The following is a 25893-nucleotide window of genomic DNA, read 5'->3' as shown; positions in this document are numbered from 1 at the left end:
AAATAAACCCTTACATTTGCGAAAAACATAATACTATACCACCATGAGTAAGAAAGTCATAACTTTCGGAGAGATCATGCTTAGGCTGGCTACTCCGGACTATTTACGCTTTTGCCAAGCCAATCAGTTCAACGCTACTTTTGGCGGAGGGGAAGCGAATGTCGCCGCCTCACTCGCCAACTATGGCATAGAGACTGAGTTTGTAACCCGTTTACCCAAAAATGACATCGCCCGTGCCTGCGTTATGGAATTACGCAAACAGGGTATCGGAACATCCAAGATCATTTACGGAGGGGAACGGTTAGGCATTTATTTTCTGGAGACCGGAGCGGTCGCTCGTGCCAGCAAGGTGGTATATGATCGGGTTCATTCTTCCATCGCCGAGATCCAACCGGGGATGATCGATTGGGACGAGGTATTCAAAGATGCCTCTTGGTTTCACTGGACAGGTATCACGCCAGCCATATCCGAAGGTGCCGCCAACGTATGCTTGGAAGCGATACAGGCGGCAAACCGATTGGGCATCACGGTATCCTGCGACCTCAACTACCGGAAAAATCTCTGGAAATACGGTAAGACAGCCCATGAGGTCATGCCGGAACTAGTAGCCGGATGCGATATCATCCTAGGAAACGAGGAAGATGCCGAGAAAGTCTTCGGTATCAAGCCCGAAGGTTTCGACGCCGCCGCCACGGAAGGCGAGGTACACGCCGCTTCTTTCCAGTCGGTATGTACCCAATTAATGGCTCACTTCCCACGTGCCCGGAAAGTTATCATCACGCTAAGAGGCTCCATCAATGCCAATCATAACACATGGGGCGGAGTGCTATACGCCGACAACCGGTTGTACGAATCCCGCCGGTATGACATCACCCATATCGTAGATCGTGTAGGTGGAGGCGATTCTTTTATGGGAGGTCTTATTTACGGTTTGCTCTCCTACCCCGGTGACGACCAGAAAGCCTTGGACTTCGCAGTAGCGGCTTCCTGCCTGAAACACACGATCTACGGAGACTTCAACCAAGTAACCGTAGAGGAAGTAGAAAAACTCATGTCCGGCGACACCTCCGGCCGTGTCTCCCGCTAATTTTCAATTCTCAATTTTCAATTTTTAATTCCCAATATGGCTCGATTCAATAAAATACAAACATTACAGGCTATCATCCAAACCGGAATGGTGCCCGTCTATTATAATAAAGAGGTAGAGATCGCAAAACAAGTTGTAAAAGCCTGTTACGAGGGAGGCGTCAGAGCCTTCGAGTTTACTAACCGGGGAGATTTCGCCCACGAGGTATTTGGCGAGCTGGTAAAATACGCCGCCAAGGAATGTCCGGAATTAGTATTGGGCGTAGGTTCTATCGTAGACCCGGCCACAGCCGCCTTATTCATACAGCTAGGGGCAAACTTCGTAGTCGGTCCGCTGTTTAACCCGGAGATAGCGAAGATATGTAACCGTCGCCTCATCCCTTATACGCCCGGCTGCGGTTCCGTATCCGAGATCGGCTTTGCCCAAGAAACAGGTTGCGACCTTTGCAAGATATTCCCCGCCGGAAATGTAGGAGGTCCCTCATTTGTCAAGAACATAAAGGCGCCCATGCCATGGACCCTAATCATGGCTACCGGTGCCGTGGAGCCGACAGAGGAGAATCTATCCGCTTGGTTCAAGGCCGGCGTGACCTGCGTAGGAATGGGGTCCAAACTCTTCCCCAAAGAAGCGATAGCGGGAAACGATTGGCAATCCATTACCGATTTATGCCGCAACGCCTTATCTATCATTCAAAAGTATCGTCAAGTATGAAAAGCTTTTTAGATCAAGATTTCTTGCTCCAGACCGACACGGCCCGTGAGTTATATCACGAGTATGCGGCGAAGATGCCCATCATTGATTACCATTGCCATCTGGATCCCCGGCAAATAGCGGAGAATCACCAATTCGAGGATCTTACGGAGATATGGCTGGGCGGAGACCATTACAAATGGCGGGCGATGAGAGCGAATGGTATTCCCGAGGAATATATCACCGGAGATAAGCCCTCTTACGAGAAATTCCTTAAATGGGCCGAGACGATGCCTTACACGATGCGAAATCCGCTTTATCATTGGACGCATCTGGAGCTTAGCCGTATATTCGGAATCCATAAAGTCTTGAATCCGGCTTCCGCCAAGGAAATCTACACAACTTGTACGGATAAACTACGTACCCCCGAGTATCGTGCGCAAGCCATCATGAAACGGATGAACGTAGAGATCGTTTGTACGACCGACGATCCTATAGATTCCTTGAAATACCATCAAAAAATACGTTCAAACGGATGCCACACTCGTGTATATCCGGCATGGCGACCGGACAAGGTACTCGCTATCGATAATATCAAGGCGCTAAATGACTATTTGTCCAAGCTGGAGGCCGCCGCCGATAAGACCATCCTCACCTACAAGCATTTATTGGAGGCTTTACAAAAACGACATGATTTCTTCGCCGCCCAAGGGTGCCGGTTATCGGACCACGGGTTGGATACTTTCTATGCCGAACCTTATACCGAGCAGGAGATTGAGGTGATCTTCCTCAAGGCTCGTATGGGTAAATCGCTCACGGAGCAGGAAGTTCGCAAATACCGTTCGGCATTGCTATACGAATTGGCGGTGATGGATGCCCGGAGTGGATGGGTACAACAATTCCATATCGGCGCAAATCGGAATAATAACAAACGGATGTTCAAGTTATTAGGAGCAGACACAGGTTTCGACGCTATCGATGATCAGCCGGTAGCTGTTTCCATGAACCGCTTTTTCAGCCGTTTAGATCAAGAAGGGCTGTTAGCGAAAACGATCGTTTACAACCTGAATCCCCGCGACACTGAGTTGATGGTAGCCAATGCCTACAATTTCAACGACGGCAGTGTACCCGGGAAGATGCAATATGGAGCGGCTTGGTGGTTCCTCGATCAGATCAAAGGCATGGAAGATCAATTAAATGCGCTTTCCAGCCTCGGGCTTTTAAGCCGTTTCGTCGGTATGCTGACAGATTCCCGTAGCTTCCTGTCATATCCCCGTCATGAGTATTTCCGCCGGATCCTTTGTAATATGCTAGGCAATGAGATAGAGAAAGGCTTATTGCCCGCCTCCGAGTTTTCCTTCATTGGACAGATGGTGGAGGACATCAGTTACAACAACGCTAAACGATACTTTGATTTCTGATTACTGCAACCCGCATTGCAATGTTACTGCACGCCTGTCGCAGTAACACTGCACGTGCGTTGCAGTAAGGCTGCAACAGCTTTGCAACATTTTATTCACAAACACTTCATAAGACCTTCCACTATACTCGCACATATTACGCCTACTTTTGCGGCAGATTTAGATAAACACTAAAATACGCAAACATGAAACAACGGCTTTATGATTTCATCCCTGTCAAGCATCTATGCGTAGGGATGTCTTTATGTGGCATAGTGGCAGGTACCCAAACCGCTCAAGCTTCTCCCGTCTTTGGGCAATCATCGGGCTTAGAACTTCCGAGTCCCAGCATCTACCAACAAAGTACGAAACAGATTTCCGGTATCGTCAAAGACCAGGCGGGGATTCCTGTAATTGGCGCGAACGTGATCGTAAAAGGGACGACAAACGGAGTAATCACCGGGCTCGATGGAGATTTCCTACTGGAAGTTCCGGAAAACGCTATCTTAGAGATCAGTTATATCGGTTATATGACGCAAAGTATCCCGATAAACGGGAAAACGACCTTCAACATCATCCTAGAAGAAGATACGCAGAAATTGGATGAGGTAGTCGTACTCGGTTATGGAGCGGGGCAACGCAAACAAGATCTCTCCGCTTCCGTGGGCGTGCTGAACAACACGGAAGACTTGGTGGCCCGTCCGGTTACCTCTACCGAAAGTATGTTGCAAGGGCAGTTAGCGGGTGTTACCGTACAAGCGAACGGTGGAGACCCAACGGCTACACCCTCAATCGTGATCCGTGGACAGGGCTCACAGAATGGCGATAACGTATTATGGGTTGTTGACGGTGTTCCCGGCGCACCCATCGCCTCTATGAATGATATCGAGACGATTGTCGTCTTAAAAGATGCTGCCTCTGCCGCTATCTATGGAGCGCAATCCGGAGCCGGCGGTGTTATCTTGGTAACCACCAAGAAGGCGAAAGAGGGCAAGACCTCGTTGAGCTATGATGCGACTTTCGGTGTTCGTAAAGCTAGCAACGTAATCGAGCCGTTAAATGCGGAAGAGCAACTCGAGATGCGAAAACTGTCTTACGCAAACGCGGGGCTTACATTGCCGACCGGTTGGGATTTGACCAAGAACCCATGGGTAGGTACCACACGTACCAACTGGATGGACGAGATCTTCCGCACCGCTTTCTACCAACGCCATAACGTAGCCTTGAATGTTGGTTCCGAGAATGCCTCCAACCGTGTTTCATTTGCTTACGATAACGATGAAGGTGTATTGATCAATACTTTCAACAAGAACCTTTCACTTCGTTACAACGGTAAATTCAAATTGAATAAATGGGTGACCATCACCGAAGACGTGGTTTGGAAAAACAACGAAAGCCGTTCAAAAGATACCGACAGTGGTTATACGGGAGTTGTCGCGGCGGCTATGTATATGCCTGCCAGCGCTACGGTTTACAATCCGCTGGATGGTACTTACGGTGGAACAACGACCGAAGACCCGGATTACATCGCCAAATATGGCTCCAACTTCGCGGATATCCACGGAGACGCTGTCAATCCGGTTCGCTTGCTGGAAGCGGAAAACCGCTATGACCGAACCAGTGACATCTGGAGTACGACCAGTCTGGAACTAGCGAATATCGTTACCGGCTTAAAGTTCACGAGCCGTTTCACTTACAACCTGAAGAATAATCTATATAAGAACTTCAGTCCGATCCGTGACGAGGTGGGAAAACCCTCCTTGACAAATAATCTGGATGAAACGACTTACCGTGCAGACGCATGGAAAACGGAAAACACATTGACTTACGACAATACGTTTAATGACATGCACACCCTGGGTGTCTTACTATCCACTACGGCCGATCATTACAGCAAGCGAGGGCTAGAGGTTAATGGAAAAGATTTATCTGACGAATCCGATTATTTACAATATCTATCCTATGCGAATTCCGTTTCCGCTACCGATTATTTGACCGGTCCTGACGCAAACGTATCCTTGATCGCCCGTCTGGCTTATTCCTTCAACGATCGTTACTTCGTTACAGCCTCTTGGCGTCGTGATTACGCAGGCCGTCTACCTAAAGATAATAACTATGGCGACTTCCCTGCCGTAACAGCCGGATGGAAAATCTCTAATGAATCTTTCTTCCCGAAGAGCGAGACACTGAATTTATTGAAGATCCGTGCTTCTTGGGGACGTGTCGGTAATCTGGGATCTATCGGTTACAATTATAAATCCGCCTTATTAGGTAAAACTTTCTGGTCGGAGCAGGCACAGTACGGCGTAGAATCGAACAAGATTTGGGGAAACTTCGTCTATAACTCTACCGCATTAAATCCCAACTTAACATGGGAAACTTCCGAGCAATGGGACTTAGGCCTAGATGTGAACATGTTCGACAATCGCTTGAGCATGGCATTCGACTATTTCGACAAACGCACGTTCAACTTGATCCAGTCGCAAACGATGAACTGGCCGGGAACGATCGGTATCGATGCCATGTTAGTCAATCAAGGTGAAGTCCGCAACCGAGGTTTCGAGGCGCAAATCAATTGGAACCAACAGGTAAATAAAGATTGGTCGTACTTCGTTTCCGGAAACTTCTCTTATCTAAAGAACTGGGTTTCTGATATTGGGGTAAAAAACACAGACGGAACCCCGGGCGTTTGGACAGGTATCACCAAAAATGATGCATATTTCGATGGTAGTTATCGTAACCTTCCATATATGTATCAAACAGCCGAAGGAGAACCGCTGGCCTCTTTCTATCTGATCAAGACTGACGGCATTTTTCAAAGCGACGCAGAGGCAGCCGCTTATGTAAACAAAGACGGAAAACGAATCCAACCGGACGCTGTAGCCGGCGATTTGAAATTCGTCGATGCCAATGGTGATGGAGTTATCAATGATGAAGACCGTCAATACTGCGGTAGCGCTACACCTAAAACTACATTCTCATTCTCCGGAGGATTCACTTGGAAGAAGCTTTCCGTAAGCGCTATGTTCCAAGGCGTAGGTGGAGCACAAGCTTTATATGTAGGTAAATATATGGCTTTAAGCGATGTAGAAGGAAACTTCAACCGCTCAAAAGAGATCATGAACGCTTGGAGTCCGTCGAATACAGGGTCGAATATTCCACGCTTATCGAAAAACGACCCAAATAGCAACTTTAGCACACCGTCTGATTGGTATCTGGAGAATGCTTCTTACTTACGTTTGAAGAACTTCACCGTATCCTATGACTTGAGTGATGTTATCAGGAAATGCGCTCACCTGCAAGAACGCAACAGCATGATGTCTGTTTACCTTAGCGGTGAGAACCTCTTCACGATCACGAACTACTCAGGAATGGACCCGGAAACCGGCGGTTGGGATGCCTTGAAGTATCCGGTTTCACGCGTATTCTCTGTCGGAGTCAAATTGACATACTAATCGGGTATTTTAAAAGATATTCATATTAACAAAGGATCAAAATGAAAAGATATATTACAGTATTAGCATTATCCGCATTGGTTTGTAGTTCTTGTAGCGACTTCCTCGACGTTCAGCCGGAAGGAAACGCAACTACAACCTCCTATTTCTTGAATGATCAACAGGCCATTGATGCCATTGACGGATTATATGAAAGATTCCATCAAGAGGGTTGTTACGGCCGTGAATTATTCTGGGAACAGGGAGCCGCATGCGACATTGTTTGGGGACGTACGCGCGGTTATAACTCTTTGGCGACCTTAGCCTATACCGGTGATGAATCTCCTCTAAGAGATGTATTCAGCCGTATGTATTCTACTATGTCCCGTGCGAATTGGATCATCCAAGAATTAGTGAAGAAAGAAAAGGGAACGACGCTGACCGCCGTCGAGAAACGCAGCTTGGGCGAAGCTTACTTCAGTCGCGGCTGGGCACATTATCTGATCGCTTATCGGTACGGTACGGATAAACAAGGAGTACCTTTCGTACGTTACGAGGACTTCCCCGACGATTACGACAACTCCATACCGCCTCAGCAAGCTACCGTTATGGACAATTATAAACTGATCATCGAAGATATGGACAAGGCAATCGCCTACCTTCCAAACTTCGAATCCTATGACGCCGACAACCGGGGCCGGGCACATCAGGCTGCTGCCGTGGCGTTCAAAGCGAAAACTTATGCTTACTGGGCTACTTGGGATGCTACCCAATGGAACAACGTCATCGAGATGGTCAATCAATTGGAGAACAACTACAATCGAGATCTAGCTCCTACATTCGCGGAACTATTCTCGTCTGACTTGAAAGATTATTGGAATGCCGAATATCTCTGGACTATTCCGAGTATCGGCGGCGCACTACCGGGCGGTACCGAATTCCCGGGCATTATCCTTGAGAACAAAGGATGGGGCAAATATAATGGTTGGGGGCAGATGAAGCCCTCTTACGACATCTACGAAGAAATGGCGAAAGATGGTAAAGGTAATGACCGTTTAGTACGCTCAATCTTGGAATACAACCAAGAGTTCCCGTTCTTCGGCGAGACACGCAAATTCTGGTCTACCTCCGACCTTGAAGCTGGTTTCATGATCAATAAATACATGGACGCTTTCAAATACTCAGACCCTGTAGGTGAAGGAGCCGTGAGTGCTAACGGAGACTGGCCTACGGTCCGTGTCAATTTCCCGATCATCCGTTTCGCAGAAATGTTATTGTTCCGTGCCGAGGCATATTTAATGACAGGTCAAGCCGATAAAGCAACCGCAGACATCAACCGTATCCGCCTACGCTCCAACTTGACACCGCTTGCCGGCACCGCCACGATGAAGGATATATATCACGAACGCCGTTGTGAATTGGCTTTTGAGTTTACAGATCATCTATTCGACTTAAAGCGTTGGAACCGTTCTTCCAATACCGACATAAAGACATTGGCCGATAAAGAGTTGAACGCACATCCACGTATCCGCAGATATGAAGACCGGGCGAATCCGGAATCCGCGTTCACGATTATTGGTTATGAAGATTACACCAACAAAAACGCCTATCAAGCGCATATGATGGTATTCCCGTATCCAAGTGAAGAGATTACTAAATCGAATGGTCAATTGAAGCAGAACGAGGGATATTAACCGGCTCCTTTAAACCGATCAAGGTACGAATAAGATTCATTACGGGCTGTCTCAGAAAATGAAACAGCCCATGTTATTTTCTACCGGGTAAAAACGCATATCTCAAATAGGTAGCTTACCTTTGCCTATTGTATACTATATATTAAACAAAAAATATACCATGAGATTAATTCAAACGCTTTCTTCTTGCTTGTGTACAGGAATAATAGCCTTATTCACGGCCTGTAGCCAAGCTCCACAATCCCCCATCGATTCCGTGAATCCGTTTATCGGCACGGGATTTCACGGACACACGTATCCCGGGGCCACGGCTCCTTACGGAGCGGTCCAACTAAGCCCAGACACCCGGAAAGGTAACTGGGACGCTTGTTCTGGCTATCATTACAGCGATTCTACCTTAATGGGTTTCTCCCATACCCATTTAAGCGGTACGGGATGTATCGACCTAGGCGATATCCTATTCCGCCCGTCTCTCCAGACACCTTTAGTGTTCTCGCACTCGGACGAGAAGGCTTCCCCGGGCTACTACTCGGTGAATCTCAAGGAGGCAGGTGTATTAGCGGAACTTACCACGACCCCGCATGTCGGGATACACCGATATACCTATAAAAAAGAGACAGAGGCTACGTTGGTGGTCGATATGGACCATTTATTGGATAACGAATATATGTACGAGGGCTGGGTGAAGCGAACCGGGGATAACGAGCTTACCGGTATGCGGCGTACCCGGGGCTGGGTAGACAATCAATATGTCTTCTTTGTAGCGCAGTTCTCGCAACCCTTCTCTTCCATGGAACAGCCTTCCGAACGGCAAGCCGTACTTACCTTCGATACGACTACCGGAAAACCCATCGTCTGCAAAGTCGGGGTATCGATCGTAAATGAGGAGAACGCCCGTCTGAACCTTGAGCAAGAGACGGATTCCTATGGCTTTGATTTCGATGCCATCCATCAAGCGACACGCTCCGATTGGGAAAAAGAGCTGGACGTTATCACGGTAGAAGGAGGCACCGAAGCCGAGCGCACGAATTTCTATACGGCGCTATACCATAGCAAGATCATCCCGAATATAGCGAGCGACGTGAACGGACAATACCGCCGTCACGACATGAGCGTAGCGACGATCCCGGCAGGTCGCCGCCAATTCTCCACCTTCTCCACTTGGGACACCTTTCGGGCCTGGCATCCGATGATGACTCTGTTGGATACTACCTTGGTGAATGATATGGTACAGTCTCTCTTGGATATGTACGACGCCAGCGGCGAGCTTCCGTTATGGCCCTTATCGGCGGGCGAGACCGGGACCATGATCGGTTATCACTCCACATCGATTATAGCGGACGCTTATTTAAAAGGTATTCGCGGATATGACGCGGAACACGCTCTCGAAGCGATGAAGATCTCAGCGGAGAAGAATAAGAAAGGAGCGGATTATTATATAAAGGAAGGCTTCATCCCGACGAATATCAAGAAAGAATCGGTTTCCTGCCTATTGGAATTTGCCTACGATGATTGGTGTATCGCACAAATGGCGAAAGCTTTAGGACATATGGATGATTATGAGACCTTCATCAAGCGCTCCCAGAATTTTATCAACGTATTCGACGGTAGTACCCGGTTCTTCCGGGGCAAACGGCAGGATGGGAATTGGGAGACTCCTTTCGATCCATTCGCCATCGGACGTTCCTATACGGAGGCTACGGCCTGGCAATATCGTTTCTTTACCCCGCATGACGTATATGGATTGACCCAGTTGTCCGGAGGCCGGGAGGCGTTCATCGCTGATCTGGATAGCTTATTTATGGTTACCTCCGAGGTAGTCGGCGATCTGGTAGACGTTACCGGATTGGTCGGTCAATACGCGCATGGCAACGAGCCTAGCCATCACATGGCTTACCTATATAGCTATGTGGGCCAGCCCTGGAAGACACAGGAATGGACCCGTCGCTTGCTGGACGAGATGTACCAGCCCACGCCGGAAGGCATCATCGGCAATGAGGATTGCGGCCAGATGTCCGCTTGGTATATCTTGAGCAGCCTCGGCTTCTACTCCGTATGTCCGGGTAGCAACCAGTTTATCCTAACGACCCCGTTGTTCGATAAGGCGAACATGAAGCTGGGCAATGGCAAGACATTGGTCATTACCGCCAACCAGCCGGATAAGAACAAGTATATCACGAAGGTTACCTTAAACGGCGAGGAGATATCGCATTGCTACATCACCTACGACCAGTTGATGCAAGGAGGCACACTGGACTTTACGCTCTCGGCAACACCGGACAAGCGTTGGGGAACCGCTCCCGAGTACGCTCCCTATTCCTATACGGAGCAACCTACCGTCTCTATCCCTTACATAGCGAATGATCTGGATTTGTTTGAAGGTGAGATTACGGCGGAACTAAAATCCACGACACCCGAGGCGGTTATCCATTACACGCTTGACGGATCGGAACCGGATGAGAACGCTCCCGTATACAGCGAGCCATTCGTCTTAAAAGAGACCACGATTATCAAGGCCAAAGGATATAAAAAGGGATTCGTACCCAGCCGTACGTACTCGATCCAAGCCACAAAAGCCGTATTACGCCCCGCATTATCCATACAGCCTACGAAGCATGGGGTAGCTTATACTTATTACGAAGGAGAGTTCCAATGGGTAGCCGATCTGCAAAAGGCGAAGGTGGTCGAGACCGGAACAATACCTGAGCCTTCTATCCTGAACGCTAAATTGCCGGATCATTTCGGTTATATCTTCACCGGATATATATACGCCCCGGAAGATGGAGTCTATGAGTTCAGTACCCGCTCGGATGACGGTAGCGTCCTCTATATCGGCAAAGAAAAGGTAGTGGACAATGATGCCTCCCACGCCGCTATCGAAGCGACGGGACGCATCCCCTTACAAAAAGGCTACCACCCCTTCGCCTTGCATTATTTCGAGGATTACGAGGGTGAGTACCTAGGCTGGAGCTGGCGTACGCCAAGCATGTCCAAACTAGACGCGATCCCAACAGAGAACCTTTATATAAATTGATAATATTAAATACTGAATCATATGAGAAGAACAACTCTATCCGTGCTATCCTCCTTAGCCATCCTGCTATCCGGCATGATCGTTCCGGAGGCCGCAGCACAAAGTCGCCGAGACAAAGAACAAACGTATGTACTAGAGAAACCTTACGAGGTCAAGAAACTAGTCCCCCCTACCGGAAAGAAAATAAAGAACGTGATCCTCATGATCGGCGACGGCATGAGCCTTATGCACATGTATTCCGCTTGGACCGCCAACCGGGGCAAGCTCTGGCTGGACAACTCCCAATACACCGGCCTCTCGAAAACCTATTGCGCCAACCGCCTCATCACCGACTCCGGAGCCGGAGGTACCGCACTGGCCACCGGCCATAAAACGAACTACCATATGGTAGGCGTAGACCCGGCAGGCAAACCCTTGGAATCTCTGGCTACCTTGGCGAACAAGAAAGGCCTGTCAAGCGGCATCGCCGTTACCTGTCGCCTATGGGACGCTACGCCCGCCGACTTCTGCTGCCACAATACGGATCGCGACGCCGAGGCCGAGATCGTAGCGGATTACGTGAACTGTGGCGTCGATTACGTATTCGGCGGCGGCTCCAAGCTATTCGAGAACCGTGCAGACGGACGTGATTTGTTCAAGGAATTAAGGGAGAAAGGTTACCAGACTCCCCGTAGCTGGGAGGAACTGGCGAAAATTCAAAAAGGCAAGGTATTCTGCGTTACCGATACCGTAGATACCCCGCTTCCCGCCGAGCGAGGCGATCTCTTGGCTCGTGCCTCGATGAAAGCGATCGATCTGCTGGGACAAAACCCGGAAGGTTTCTTCCTGATGGTAGAGGGCTCCCAATTGGATGATTACGGACATTTCAACGATATCGACCTGTTGATGCAAGAGACACATGATTTCGACCGTACGATCGGACGTATCTTCGAATGGGCCGCCCAAGACGGTGAGACATTGGTTGTCGTAACTGCCGATCACGAGACCGGTGGCCTTACCTTGGTGGACGGGGATCTGAACGAGGGCCGTATCGTCTGTAAATTCTCCACCGGTAGCCACAGCGGTGTCATGGTTCCCGTTTACGCTTTCGGCCCGGGCGCCGAGAACTTCACGGGTATCTTCGAGAATACGGATATCTTCTGGAAGATCAAAAAGCTCCTGAATCTATAATCAAACAGTATTCATCCGATGGAGAGTATAACAGGCCGCTATCCCGCTAGTCAAGTACCGCAATCCTCCCGGTCGGGTACCGCAGTACCCCTGCCCAAGTACCGCAGTACTTTGGCTGAGAGGACAGCAGTACTTGACTAGCAGTACTACGGTACCCGACCGGGAGGACCGTGTTCACCGACTGAGGCGCACCTTCTCCCTCTCTCCCCCAATAAAAATATCATAAGGAATGACAACAAGACGAAACTTCTTAAAGCAATCCCTTCTCGCAGCAGGTGCGGCCTCCGTTCCCGCCGGGAACCTTTTAGCGCAAGAGAAAATGGAAGAGAAACGACCCAAGTACAATCTTCCTTACAAGAACACCTACCTGAAGGAACCCTTCGTGACCGAGAATGAGTTCCGGACAGCGAGACCGGAGACCATCACGCCCGGAACCTTCGAGGAGGCCAAGCAAATCCTCCCGGACCCGACTTGGAGCGGACACGAGAAGGAAATCGAGATGTACTGGAAGGCTTGGCAAATCGGCATCGGCAACATCAAGGCCCCTGAACCAGATTCCGGTTTCGTATGCAGTTACCTCGATGTCGCCTACAACGGCAATATCTTCATGTGGGACTCCGCCTTCATGATGATGTTCGCCCGTTTCGGTACCCGCTTCTTCCCCTTCCAACGTACGTTAGATAATTTTTACGCCAAACAACATCCGGACGGTTTCATCTGCCGGGAGATCAAGGCGGACGGAGCGGACTGTTTCGAGCGTTACGATCCGACCAGCACCGGACCGAATATCCTCCCTTGGAGCGAGATCGTCTATTATAAGCAGTTCGGCGATATGGACCGCCTACACAAGATATTCCCCGCCCTTTGCGCTTATTATAAATGGTTGAAGCTAAACCATACGTGGCGCAACGGTACGTATTGGACCAGCGGTTGGGGTACCGGCATGGACAACATGCCCCGGGTGGAACCGAAATACAATCCGATATACAGCCACGGCCATATGATCTGGCTGGACGTTTGCTTGCAACAATACTTCACCGCCGGGCATCTGCTTGAGATGGGTTTCTATCTGGAGCGTTGGCAGGAGATCGAGGAGTTCGAGGACGAGCAGAAGATGCTAAAGAAGTATATCAACGAGAACCTATGGGACGAGAAGGAGCATTTCCTTTTCGATCAATACGCCGACGGAAGCCTTTCCTCCACCAAGGGAATCTACGCATACTGGGCCTTATTGACCGATGTCCTATCCAAGGAACGCATGGACGCTTTCGTGGCCGAGCTGGATAACAAGGAGACATTCAACCGCCTGCACCGCGTCCCTTCCCTTGCCGCCAACCATCCTAAATACAAGGATAACGGCCGCTACTGGCAGGGTGGCGTATGGCCGGGAGCGAATTATATGGTGATTACCGGCCTATTGCAACAAGGCTACCGTAAATTGGCTTACGAGATCGCACGCAACCATTACGATAACGTCCTAAAGGTGTATAAGAATACCGGTACGTTCTGGGAATACTACGCTCCGGAGCATGAGGAGCCGGGCTTCATGGCTCGCCCGAATTTCGTGGGCTGGGGCGGACTGGCACCGATCTCCGGCTTGATCGAGCAAATCTTCGGCATCCGCTCCAATGTGTACGAGAAGAAATTGACCGTAGACGTGAACTTGACGGAGGCTTATGGTATCGACCGTTATCCTTTCGGCCTCGACGGTCTGGTAGCGATCAAAGTCAAGGCCCGTTCTTCCGCTACCCAAGAGCCGCAGGTAGAAATTACCAGCGACGTCCCCTTGGAACTAACCGTCCTTTGGGGCGACAAACAGAAGACGGCTAACGTAAAACCCGGCACGCGAACCGTATAAGACAGCAAATCCATAAACATCCAGTTGTAGAGACGGGGCGTGCCCCGTCTCTACAACTGGACTCAAAAAACAATTAGTATATGAAACAGATTCTATCCTTATTTATCACCTCCCTCGCCCTCTGTACGGCTTGCACCTCCCCGAAGGGATCGGACACAGTTCAAGTAGCGGAGACAACCACGGAGCAGACGATTCAGAAAGCCTCCTCCGCAATTCATTACAACGCCTTCTCGCACAATGATTATTGGCGGGAGAGACCTCTGCTGGACGCCTTGTCCTTCCGCTTCAACTGCGTGGAGGCCGATCTGTGGCTGATCGATGGCGAGCTATACGTTTCCCATGATCGCCCGGAACCCAACCCGGCCATTACCTTCGAGAACCTATACCTCAAGCCGCTCGTGGCCCGCATACAAGCGAATGGAGGTAAGGTCTATCCCGATAGCGATCGTCCTTTCTACCTGATGGTGGATTGCAAGGCACAAGGCGAAGAGATGTACAAGCTATTAAAGAAACAGATGGAACCTTACAAGGAATATTTCTGTTCCGTCGATAACGGCGAATATAAAGAAGGTGCCGTCCTCTTCTTCCTTTCCGGTGACCGTCCGAAGAGCAGCCTGCCGAAAGAGAACAGCCGCTTCACCTTCCTCGACGGACAAATAAAGGATCTGGGACAGGGCATCCCTGCTTCCCTCGCTCCGGTCATAAGCGATAATTACTCCGATTTCTTCACTTGGAAAGGCGAAGGTGAGATGCCCGCCGACCAACTACAGAAGATGCGTGAGATCATCCGGAAAGTCCACGATGAGGGAAAACTATTCCGTTGGTGGGGCGCCCCGGATACCGAGCAGTTCAAACGCTTCTTCATCAAAGAAGGCGTAGACTTGGTAGGTGCCGATGACCTGAATGGGTTATACAACGTATTGAACGAGCGTTAAACGAGAAAATTACAATAGGCATTATAAGGTTGTTACAATGGGCATTCTAGCATCTTTACAACAGGCATCGTAACAGCCTTATAATGCCCATCATAGTTTTAACATATCACAACCGCTTTTATTCCAACCAAGGCTGCGGATTCAGCTTCGTCTTTTCCTTCCACAATTGGAAATGAAGGATCGTGGAATTACCGTCCTCCGGATCCGAATAGATCCTTCCGATCGCTTGACGGGTAGAGACCCGGTCGCCCGCTTTTACATATACCTGACTCAAATTGCTATAAACCGTCAAGTAGTTACCATGACGAACGATTACGGAATTATTATACCCCGGCACCACGAACACACGCGTCACCTCCCCATTGAATACCGCACGGGCATCCGCCCCGGGTGAGGTCTGGATATCGATACCACTATTACTGGTACGAACATATTTCAACTCCTGATGCTGTTGCTCGCCGAATGTAGAGACGATCGTATGTCTTCCGGCCACCGGATACGGCAAACGTCCCCGGTTATTGGCGAAGTTATCGGACAATTGCTTCTCCGCCTTTGTCATCGCATAGCCCCCTTTCGTATCTGCCACACGTTCCTCACGGATCGGCTCGTTTTTACTCTCCGGTACGGGTTTACCCTTAGCGGCAGCTTGTTCACGGGCACGACGCTCACGTTCCGCACGTTCACGGGCGGCTTTCGCCTCGGCCTCGGCACGGGCGATCTCCTCGGCGATCTGCTTCTCTATCTGTCGGTTTAAAGCCTCGGCTTGACGACGCTTCTTTTGGAGATCCGCCTTCAAATCCTTTTGTCTCTTATTCAATAGCTGGACTTCCTCTTTCTGAGAAGCTTCCTCACTTTCTAGCTTCTTACTCTCTTCTTGACGAGTTCCTAAAAGAACACGCTTCTCGGCACGGGTCTTCTCCATCTCAGCTTGCTTGCGGCTGATCTCGGCCTGCTTTTCAACGATGTCATTCGCTTGCCGCTTCTGCCAATCCGCATATTCCCGCAAATACCGCATACGCCGCATGGATTGAGAGAAACTCTCGGCGGATAGGATAAACAACAATTTATCTTGCGAGCTATGGCGTTTATAAAGCCCTCGCATCGATTTACCGTAATTCGTCTGCTTATCGCCCAGTTCCCGTTTTAAGGTGCGCAACTGGCCTTGGATATTCAAGATATCTTTCTCGATCTCATCCAGCTCTTGATTCAATAAACTGATGACTTTCTTACGCGAAAGAATTTGTTTGGAAAGTAGATTCAAACGGTTCAGGGAAGTTTTAGCAGTCTGGGCCGTCTCTTGTAATAATTTATTCGTCTCCTCGATATCGGCCAACGCCTCCTTGCGCTGCTGCTCCAACTGACGGACAGCGGCGGATTTCTGACCGTAAACCACGGTAGATAAAGACAATGCCAATAGAACGATCCAGACGTACCTCATGATAGATTATTGATTCAGATTCGTAATCGTTTTCAATACTTGCGCAAAGGTAATACGCTTATATTTAGAAGGAACCGAAAAATCCAACTTGAGCGGCTCGTCCAGTTGGATACGGGAGTAATGGATCTTCACCCCACCCTCGGGATTCCCGTTCTTCAACACCTGCACATCCATCAACATCGGGAACGGCTGCCGATCCACCAAGCGAAAATCCTCGTACAGCCATTGCAAGGCATAACGATCGGAAGGATCCGCTACATAGGTAGAGAGAAGTTTCTCCTCGCCGTCCGCCTTAAAGGTATAGAATAACCCCATGGCATCCTTGGTCTTGATCTCGGCTACCGGGCCTTCTTGATTCAGCTTAAAACGATTATAATGCTTACGGGAAACGCCCTGCTCCCCCGGGATAAACAGATGATTCGTGAAAAGAGCCTGCAAATTGTAGAAGTTGAACTCGATCGGAGTCTGCCCTTGCAAATTGGAATAATTCTCGATCATATAGCGTTTATTCATGCGGTCTACCACCTTGATCGTATCCCGGCTCAACTCGATACGGAAGATCTCGATCCCGAGAAAAGGTTGTACCGACAGTTGGAAAGCACTATCCTTGACCATCTTCATATCCACCCGAGAGCTCATTTGCTTACCAGGGATATCCAGATCCACGTTCAACCGGGCCGTCAAGGTACGGAACTGGAAGGATTGATCCTCCACCGACTGGAAGAACTCATTATGAGCCTTCACGCTAGCGGATTCCACCGTCCCGACTTTCTTGGACGATTTACAGCCTGTCAACATCGAAAGTAAAAGACCTCCACATAACAGGAAGGTCAAGAAATAGTCTCTTTTCATTTCGCGTTCTCGTCTTCTATATATTGTTGCTCGGCGATCTTACGGTTCAAGATCTCGGAATCCTTCCCCATCTCTTTCGCCTTTTTCCATTGCTCCACCGCTTTTTCCTTATCACCGTTCATGAAAAGGATGTCCCCATAATGATCCACGAGTTCGGCGCTCTTTGTCTTATCTTTCTCCAAAGCGCTCTCGATATAGATTTTCGCCAAGGTATAGTTTCCTTGTACGAAGAAGATCCAAGCGTAGGTATCCAGATACGTGGCGTTGTCCGGTTCCAGCTTGATACATTGGGCGCTCATACGTTCCGCCTTTTTCAAGTCTTTCTTCTCCAAAGAAAGGAAGTAACTGTAGTTGTTCAGTACGACCACGTTCTTGTCATTATACTTCAACGCCTCATCGTACGCTTTATACGCTTGATCCAATTGCCCCATCTGGTAATAAATATCACCGATCTGACCGTAGAAATCCGATTTCAGCGGCAGGTTCTCCTTCGGAATGATATTCAAGCCCGCATAATAGGTATTCAAGGCTTCTTGATATTTCTGTTGTTGGTAGTAAGCGATACCCAGATAGAAGTAATATTCCGGCGACTCGGGGAAAAGCTCCATACAAGCCGTACAGATACGGATGACCTCCGGGATATCCTCCCCTTTCAAAGCCAGATTCAGCAATTGCTGCCAAGCCCCGGCGTTACCCGGTTCCATCTCTGTTACCAACTGGAACTGGAATTTCGCCTCCTCTGTCTTTCCTTGGGCCATCAAGAGACCGCCATACATCAGTTTTAAGTCGATATCCTCCGGATGTTGCTCCAAAAGAGTTTGGAATAAATGGTTCGCATTCTCAGTTCCTTGCTTCGTTTGTTGCAGTTTCAAGATATACCGGGAAAGGATGTTCACTTTCGTCTCCACGTCCAGCTTCTCGTTTACCAAAGCGCTGCGGATTTGTTGCTCGGCGGCCTCCTTATCCCCTTTCGCCTCGTAGTAATTGGCCATAGAGACGATATAATAAGGGTCGGTCGGATCAATCTCATTCGCTTTTTGATAGCAAGCCAAAGCCTTGTCCATCTCCCCGTTTTCCAAATGAAGATCGCCCAATACGATCTGGTAACGGGCCTCCATAGGATATTTAGCCGCTAGCTTCTCGATCTCCTTGAAAGCCTCTTCCGGTTTCTCCAACTGGACGTACAGTTTGTATTTCTGCATGGAGATCGCCTCGTTCATACCCATAACCGACTCCAACGCATCATAAGCCTCGATCGCCTTCCCGATCTCGCCGGCTTGCGTCAAGGCATCGGCCAGATAATAATTCAGCTCCTCCTTCTCCGGATAATCACGAACCAATTCCTCGTACTCCTCGGCGGCTTCGCCATACATGCCCAGATTCCGGGTGATAGACGCCAATGCCATTTTATACGTGAAATTATCCTTGCTGTTGGCCACGGCTCTTTTCAACATCTCGACCGCTTTCTCCGGACGGTTCAACTGTACATAAAAAGAAGAAAGCTCATACAAGACCGGAGCCGCCGTAGAGTCAATCTCCAAGCAATGGTTGAAGGCATCATAAGCGGCGTCGAATTTCCCGGCGTTCTTCAAGTTCAAGCCCTCATAAAAGAAGTAATCGAACTTACGTTGATCCTTCTCCGTTTCTGTAGCACCAGCCGGGAGCACAGCGACCAACGAGAGGAAAGAGATGAGATATATCAGTTGCTTAAACATCCTATTATTCTTGTTAACCTTATTATTCTTATTCTTTTCCGGTATGACCGAATCCCCCGGCTCCCCGCTCCGTATCATCCAACGTCTCCACGGGTTCCCAATCCACATGGCTATGAGCGGCTATAACCATTTGGCAGATACGCTCACCATCATTCACCGTAAAAGGCTCGGAAGATAGATTCACGAGAATGATACCGATCTCCCCCCGATAATCGGCGTCGATCGTACCCGGCGTATTCAGCAGGGTTATCCCATGCTTTAAAGCCAGCCCGCTACGCGGACGCATCTGGGCCTCATAGCCTTCCGGCAGCGAGATATAAAGTCCGGTCGGGATTAATTTACGTTCCAACGGTTTCAACACAACCGATTCCGACAAATTCGCCCGGATATCCATCCCGGCAGATAAAGGAGTCGCATAACCCGGCAGCGGGTGATGCGATTTATTGATAATTCTTACTTTCATACTTGCAAAGATAAACAAATTGTCAATAGTCAATCAATTAACCCAATCCCCGTTCTCTTTTATTAACTGAACTAAACGTTCTACAGCGTCTTCCTCGGGGATATTCTTGAGGACACATTCCTTACCTTTATACAGGCTGATTTGTCCACGTCCGGCACCCACATAACCATAGTCGGCATCGGCCATCTCGCCGGGGCCGTTTACGATACAGCCCATGATACCGATCTTCAAGCCTTTTAAATGGGAAGTAGCCTCCTTGATACGGGCGATCGTTGTTTGCAGGTCGTACAAGGTACGTCCGCAACTCGGACAAGAGATATATTCCGTCTTACTGATACGGGTTCTTGTAGCCTGCAAGATCCCGAACATACAGCGATCCGAGACAACCGCCTCGCATCCCTCATTGTGCAGCATCAAGCCATCCCCAAAACCATCCAGCAAAAGCGTACCGAAATCGGCGGCGGATTTCAGTTGCAACAACTCCACATCCGTCTCCCGGAAATCACGATGCAAGACAACCGGCACGTCACAACCCGCCATCAGCAATTTATGCATAGCCGCACGTTGCGAGCCAACCCCATTCCGATGATGTGTACTTAATAAAACCACCACGGTCTTATCCGCTTTCAAGATCTCCAACATACGATCCGTAAGATCCATATACGTCAGACGGATAAACTTAAGCGGACAATCGTAATCCTTTAACTCCTCCGCTTCCGAGGCGATGAAGCAAGGAAAAGCATTCGGACGCTCTTTCCAAAAATGAGCGTCTACCAATAAACGGAAATTATCCGGCAAATTATCCGGATCTTCCTTTCCTATATATATATAGTCCGGCAAGGACAAATGATCAAACTCAAAATCCCCGTTACTACGATCGGAGATCACGACTGGCGGGAAAGTACCTCCGATACCCTCCACCACACGGCTTATACGACGGCATGTCGCCACCGTATCGAAACCGGGAGCCATCGAAGCCTCGATAGGACGATGATTTTCCCGTTCCCTAATATAATCCACCAATTTACGCGCTACCGGCATTTCCGCCTCGGGGTCCTCACTCAAGGAAACCCGGATCGTATCACCGATACCGTCACATAGAAGCGTACCGATTCCGACAGCGCTCTTGATACGCCCGTCCTCACCGTCACCCGCCTCCGTTACCCCAAGGTGCAAGGGGTAATGCATATTCTCGGCCTCCATCGTACGAACCAACAACCGCACGGTCCTTACCATGACAACGGTATTGGAAGCCTTAATCGAAATAACCACATCCGGGAAATTCTCCTCCCGGCAAATGCGAAGAAACTCCATACAACTCGCTACCATCCCCTCGGGCGTATCACCATAACGGCTCATGATACGATCGGAGAGCGAGCCATGATTCACACCGATACGAATAGCGGTGCCATGTGCCTTACAAATATTCAAGAAAGGGACGAACCGCTCACGGATCTTCTCGATCTCGGCGGCATATTCCTCATCCGTATATTCAAGATGGCTGAATGTCTTTACCTTATCTACATAGTTTCCCGGATTGATACGTACCTTTTCCACCTCACCGGCGGCGGCATCAGCCGCTCTAGGATTAAAATGGATATCAGCGACCAAAGGAGTCGTATACCCTTGTTCATTCAATTGTTTACGAATCTCGCCCAAGTTTCGGGCTTCCCGTTCCCCCTGTGCCGTAAAACGCACATACTCAGCTCCCGCCTCGATCATACGGATCGCTTGAGCTACCGCCGCCTCCGTATCCATCGTTGATACATTAGCCATGGATTGAATACGGATAGGATTCTCACCTCCCATGGGTGTGTCACCGATTTGGGCAACGGATGATTTACGGCGGTTGTAATTAAAGTAAGCCATTGTTAATTGAAAATTGAGAATTGAAAATTGAGAATGAGTGTTGAGAACTGAAAACCTAAAGAGAGACTTTCTCCTTAATTTTCAATTCTCAACTTTCAACTTTCAATTAATTAGTTTTGTATTTAAAAGAAACCTTAGCCAACTCCTCGTTAGCCTTCACGATTTTCTTCTTCAAATCCTCCTTATAAGCGGATAGCTTCTCCTGAAGTTGCTCGTCGCCGACGGCAAGCATCTGCACCGCAAGGATACCAGCGTTCAAAGCGCCATTGATGCCGACAGTAGCCACAGGGATTCCCGGAGGCATCTGTACGATAGCCAACAAGGCATCCATACCGTCCAGCGTAGAGTTAATAGGCACGCCGATCACGGGAACCGTCGTCATGGAAGCGATCACACCGCAAAGATGAGCGGCCATTCCGGCAGCGGCGATGATAACCTTGATTCCACGTCCTTTAGCTCCTTTGGCGAAAGCCTCCACCTCAGCGGGAGTACGGTGTGCGGATAGAGCATGCATCTCGAACGGGATCTCCATCTCATCCAAGAACTTAGCCGCCTTCTCCATAACGGGTAGATCCGAGGTACTACCCATGATAATACTTACAACAGGTGTCATTCTTATTTAGCGATTAATTTTTGATAGTCTTCAGCGGATAATAGTTCCTCCAACTCAGAAGCGTCCGTAAGAGAAATCTTGATTAACCAACCTTTACCATAAGCGTCTTCATTAACCAATTCAGGAGCGTCTTCCAATTCAGCGTTTACTTCCAAAACCTCTCCGCTAACCGGCATGAAAAGATCGGAAACAGTCTTAACAGCTTCAATCGTACCGAACACCTTTTCTTGAGCGACGGTCTCCCCCTCTGTCGTAATGTCTACATAAACGATCTCACCTAGCTCGCCTTGAGCGTAATCAGTAATACCAACATAAGCTACGTCACCTTCTACACGAATCCACTCATGGTCTTTTGTGTACTTTAAATCTGCAGGAAAATTCATAATTTTAGTGTTTTTATTAGATGAATAAATAGATATAACTCATTAATGAGGCTACAAAGGTACATATAAATCCCAGACAAAACCCCGCATATACCTGCATTGGTGTATGCCTTTTTAAAAAGATACGCGAGGTACCTAATAAACCAGCCACGATCAACACGACTATAAAAGCCCAGTAGGGATTTATCATATGGATACGCGCCACTCCCATAACACCGCCCAGTAACCCGCCGATACCAATGGCATGCGCGCTAATCTTCCAAGCAAAATTGATGCATAAGGCGATTACCAAGGCTACGCAAGCCCCGATCAGCATCGCTAACAACCAAAACGGCATCAGCATCTTATACAGGAAAAAGATACATACCAAGATGGAAGTGATAAAAATCAGATAAGGAACCACCCGCTCCTTCCGGTCGGAAAGCTCTATATCGCCGGCCGCGCCATTTTTCACCAATAAGAAGATGAAAAGCCCGGGAACTATCGCTGTCGAAATAAAGGTACCTCCGGCAATCAGCAGCTTCACAGGTAACGGGTAAATGGCGAGAAATGTAAACATCAACGCCAACACGATCCCATAGGTTACCATAAGCAACGGATGGAACACGAAGGATATTATATTCGAGAATAGTTTCATACGCTTTTATATTTCTTTTCTCAGACGAGCTACCGGAATCCCCAGTTGCTCCCTGTATTTCGCTACCGTACGCCGGGCGATGACATACCCTTTTTCTTTCAGGATCGTAGCCAACTCCTCATCGGTCAACGGTTTTCGTTTGTCTTCGGCATCTACATGTTCTTTCATGATCTTTTTCACCTCACGGGTCGAGATCTCCTCGCCGGTATCGGTCTGCATAGACTCGGAGAAAAAGTATTTCAACGGATAAATACCGAAATTCGTTTGCACATATTTACTGTTACTTACCCGGGAAATAGTGGAGATATCATATCCCGCACGCTCCGCTACGTCTTTCAAGATCATGGGATGGAGGGTAGCCTCATCGCCTGTCAGGAAAAAGTCCCGTTGTAAATAGATAATCGCCTCCATGGTACGCTGCAAGGTCTCATTACGTTGCTTGATAGCGTCGATGAACCACTGGGCGGAATCCAACTTTTGTTTCACGAACTGTACGGCATCCCGCCTCTCAGCGGTTTGGTTCGCCTTATTCGCCGTATAATCCTGAAACATCTCGGCATACTCCCGGTTGATACGCATATCCGGTACCCCCCGGTTATTCATGCTCAAGATAAGCTCTCCATTATGCGCTTCCACCACGAAATCCGGGATGATCTGGCTCATCGCCACTTCCATAGAACCACCCCAACTACTTCCGGGTTTCGGATTTAACATAGTAATCTCGTGAATGACCTTCTTTAACGTTTCCTCATCGATATCGAGACCTCGTAAGATCTTATCGTAATGTTTGCGGGTGAACTCCTCGAAATATTCGGTCAAAACACGAATCGCCAAATTTGTAACCGGAGTATTCTCCTTCTTATCCAGCTGGATCAACAGACATTCTTTCAAGTCACGGGCACCTACCCCGGCAGGCTCAAAATCTTGGATGATATTCAAGATAGACTCGATCTCTTTCTCATCTACCTCTTGTCCGGCTTGGAAGATCAAATCGTCCGCTATCGCCGAAAGGTCCCGGCGCAAATAACCGTCATCATCGATATTTCCAATGATATACTCCGCTATTTTCATTTGCTTATCCGGTAAATCCCTTAACCCGAGCTGCTGTAACAGAAACTCATTCAAGGATTGGCTTACGGAGAAGGGGACATCCTCTTTCCGTTCCGCACGCTCGGTCATTTCCCGTAGCTTATAATCAGGTATATCGTCTTCCGTTAAATAATCTCCCAAAGAAAGGTCGGTCTCAGTATCAACAGAAGGGATCTCTTCTCCCCCCTCCTCGCTTTCAGTTCGTTCAAAATCATCAACAGGCTCTTTTCCTTCCTCCAAGGCTGGGTTATCTTCCAGCTCATGCTTCACACGTTCTTCCAACTCGATCGCGGGAAGCTCCAGAAGCCGTATCAACTGTATCTGCTGAGGGGATAGCTTTTGCTGTAACTTTTGTTGTAACTGTTGCTTTAACATAATCTAAATCATTGCACTGTAAGGGTAGGACAATCACCCGCCCTCTTATTTATCAACATGCAAATATAAGTTTTTAGTTTTAACAGTACAGCTATTAAACTATAATAGTTCTAAACAAGGTGCATGATGGACCCTAGCGACTTTAAAATCCTTCCTTCACGATCCGTTTGATCGGGAGGAAGAATCGTTCGATCAGACGTAATTCTTCCGTTACGATCTCTGCGGAGGCTTGCGTCTCGGGCGAGACGGGCAGGTCGATACCGTAATTGGTTCTCAGGCCCTCTGGAAAATCGATATCCGCCGTATAGTACTCGTCGGTGGGGACCAATGAGATATTCGATACCACGCCGTTTACCACGCCAAACTCCTGATCTGGGAAATTGGAGAAACGGACGATCGCCCGCTGGCCTCTTCGGACTTTTCCCGAGCGTGCTATCGGTATGCGCACCTTCCCCACCAGCCGGCTCTCGCCTTGCGGCACGACGGTGAAAGCCACCTCTCCGGATGGGATATACTGGTTCTCGTTCCAGTACTTGGTGAAAGTCACGACACCCCCTACCGGGGCGATGAGGCAATAACGCAACCTCCACTCGTTCATGCTGTTCAGCAATTGTTCCCGGGCGATCTGTAATTCCTGCCGTAGCGTAAATTCTTTCTCGCTCCGCTCCAGCGTCAGATCCAGCAAGGATTGCTCTTGCTCCCCGATCTGTATCCGGAGATTCTCGGCCGAGGCTGCCGCCCCTTCCAGCGAATAACGGCTTTGCAGCAGGGAAGCCCGTGCGGTCTCATGCTCGTAGGAGGAAATCACGGACCGGCTATACAATAATGAATCCCGGGCGTATTGCCGCCTTGTCAAGGCGAATTGCTCCGAGAGGGTCTTCCGCTGCCGTTCGGTCTCGTTATAGTAAGCCTTATACAACGCTATCTGTTTGCGGATGGAGGCCATTTTTTGCGGATAATAATCGATCTCCCTGTAATTGATGCAGGCATGGAGCGCCGAGAGTAGTCCCGAGTAAGCCGCTTGCATATCTCCCAGCGATAGCTCCTTGTACTTTGATAATGCCTTGTCCAAGCTATCCACGTCGCTTCCGGATCGTTCCAACACCTTATCCAGATAGATGGCATCGTCCGTGTCGGCGTGATTCTCTATGACCGCC

Annotated in this window: 19 protein-coding genes; 9 read left to right on the top strand and 10 right to left on the bottom strand. The window is 48.9% G+C overall.

The window, feature by feature from the left end; genetic code table 11:
• Nucleotides 1-43: 43 nt before the first annotated feature.
• The 9 genes from DWY79_RS17675 (at nt 44) to DWY79_RS17635 (ending at nt 15302) form a co-directional block, all read left to right on the top strand.
• The gene (locus tag DWY79_RS17675; protein WP_048927014.1) at nt 44-1087 is read left to right on the top strand and encodes a sugar kinase; all 1044 of its coding nucleotides are present in this window, start codon (nt 44-46) and stop codon (nt 1085-1087) included.
• A 36-nt stretch (nt 1088-1123) separates the two neighbouring features.
• Nucleotides 1124-1798 carry a bifunctional 4-hydroxy-2-oxoglutarate aldolase/2-dehydro-3-deoxy-phosphogluconate aldolase gene (locus tag DWY79_RS17670; RefSeq protein WP_005863437.1) on the top strand — a complete coding sequence of 225 codons (675 nt, stop codon included), beginning with the start codon at nt 1124-1126 and terminating at the stop codon, nt 1796-1798.
• On the top strand, nt 1795-3198 hold the full coding sequence (uxaC, locus tag DWY79_RS17665; RefSeq protein WP_122369947.1) for a glucuronate isomerase: 1404 nt from the start codon (nt 1795-1797) through the stop codon (nt 3196-3198). Before DWY79_RS17670 ends, uxaC begins: the two co-directional genes overlap by 4 nt.
• A gap of 185 nt (nt 3199-3383) precedes the next feature.
• Nucleotides 3384-6632, top strand: coding sequence for a TonB-dependent receptor (locus DWY79_RS17660; protein ID WP_048927012.1), 3249 nt, complete (start codon nt 3384-3386; stop codon nt 6630-6632).
• 41 nt (nt 6633-6673) lie between these two features.
• Nucleotides 6674-8305 (top strand): RagB/SusD family nutrient uptake outer membrane protein, encoded by a 1632-nt coding sequence (locus tag DWY79_RS17655; RefSeq protein WP_048927011.1) that lies wholly within the window; start codon nt 6674-6676, stop codon nt 8303-8305.
• A gap of 160 nt (nt 8306-8465) precedes the next feature.
• Nucleotides 8466-11339 (top strand): GH92 family glycosyl hydrolase, encoded by a 2874-nt coding sequence (locus DWY79_RS17650; protein ID WP_048927010.1) that lies wholly within the window; start codon nt 8466-8468, stop codon nt 11337-11339.
• A 21-nt stretch (nt 11340-11360) separates the two neighbouring features.
• Nucleotides 11361-12509 (top strand): alkaline phosphatase, encoded by a 1149-nt coding sequence (locus tag DWY79_RS17645; RefSeq protein WP_121960697.1) that lies wholly within the window; start codon nt 11361-11363, stop codon nt 12507-12509.
• A gap of 229 nt (nt 12510-12738) precedes the next feature.
• On the top strand, nt 12739-14367 hold the full coding sequence (locus DWY79_RS17640; RefSeq protein WP_048927008.1) for a trehalase family glycosidase: 1629 nt from the start codon (nt 12739-12741) through the stop codon (nt 14365-14367).
• A gap of 80 nt (nt 14368-14447) precedes the next feature.
• Complete coding sequence (locus DWY79_RS17635) at nt 14448-15302, top strand: phosphatidylinositol-specific phospholipase C/glycerophosphodiester phosphodiesterase family protein (protein WP_048927007.1); 855 nt, start codon at nt 14448-14450, stop codon at nt 15300-15302.
• Between the two features lie 118 nt (nt 15303-15420).
• On the opposite strand, the gene DWY79_RS17630 is transcribed toward DWY79_RS17635, so the two are convergent.
• The 10 genes from DWY79_RS17630 to DWY79_RS17585 all read right to left on the bottom strand — a co-directional run.
• The gene (locus tag DWY79_RS17630) at nt 15421-16740 is read right to left on the bottom strand and encodes a murein hydrolase activator EnvC (RefSeq protein WP_044545170.1); all 1320 of its coding nucleotides are present in this window, start codon (nt 16738-16740) and stop codon (nt 15421-15423) included.
• 6 nt (nt 16741-16746) lie between these two features.
• Nucleotides 16747-17592: a DUF4292 domain-containing protein gene (locus tag DWY79_RS17625; protein WP_005860032.1), complete on the bottom strand. Its 846-nt coding sequence runs from the start codon at nt 17590-17592 to the stop codon at nt 16747-16749.
• Entirely contained in the window at nt 17589-19307 is a 1719-nt protein-coding gene (locus DWY79_RS17620; protein ID WP_005860034.1) for a tetratricopeptide repeat protein, read from the bottom strand. Before DWY79_RS17620 ends, DWY79_RS17625 begins: the two co-directional genes overlap by 4 nt.
• 28 nt (nt 19308-19335) lie before the next feature.
• Nucleotides 19336-19770, bottom strand: coding sequence for a dUTP diphosphatase (dut, locus tag DWY79_RS17615; RefSeq protein ID WP_005860037.1), 435 nt, complete (start codon nt 19768-19770; stop codon nt 19336-19338).
• A 33-nt stretch (nt 19771-19803) separates the two neighbouring features.
• The gene (locus tag DWY79_RS17610; protein ID WP_005863460.1) at nt 19804-21639 is read right to left on the bottom strand and encodes a 4-hydroxy-3-methylbut-2-en-1-yl diphosphate synthase; all 1836 of its coding nucleotides are present in this window, start codon (nt 21637-21639) and stop codon (nt 19804-19806) included.
• 106 nt (nt 21640-21745) lie between these two features.
• Nucleotides 21746-22252, bottom strand: a complete 507-nt coding sequence (gene purE / locus DWY79_RS17605) for a 5-(carboxyamino)imidazole ribonucleotide mutase (protein WP_005860041.1) — start codon at nt 22250-22252, stop codon at nt 21746-21748.
• A 2-nt stretch (nt 22253-22254) separates the two neighbouring features.
• Nucleotides 22255-22635: a glycine cleavage system protein GcvH gene (gene gcvH / locus DWY79_RS17600; protein WP_122369944.1), complete on the bottom strand. Its 381-nt coding sequence runs from the start codon at nt 22633-22635 to the stop codon at nt 22255-22257.
• 16 nt (nt 22636-22651) lie between these two features.
• Nucleotides 22652-23272 (bottom strand): hypothetical protein, encoded by a 621-nt coding sequence (locus DWY79_RS17595; protein ID WP_005863464.1) that lies wholly within the window; start codon nt 23270-23272, stop codon nt 22652-22654.
• A 6-nt stretch (nt 23273-23278) separates the two neighbouring features.
• A complete protein-coding gene (gene rpoN, locus DWY79_RS17590) occupies nt 23279-24736 on the bottom strand; it encodes an RNA polymerase factor sigma-54 (protein WP_005860047.1) in 1458 nt (485 codons plus the stop codon).
• 142 nt (nt 24737-24878) lie between these two features.
• A partial coding sequence (locus DWY79_RS17585; protein WP_233564008.1) for an HlyD family secretion protein occupies nt 24879-25893 on the bottom strand: 1015 nt, incomplete at its 5' end.

Origin of the sequence: Parabacteroides sp. AF27-14 (genome assembly GCF_003635425.1) — a bacterium.
GTDB classification, from domain to species: domain Bacteria; phylum Bacteroidota; class Bacteroidia; order Bacteroidales; family Tannerellaceae; genus Parabacteroides; species Parabacteroides distasonis.
Note: the sequence above shows the minus strand (reverse complement) of the source record. Positions and strands in the feature narration are given on the sequence as shown.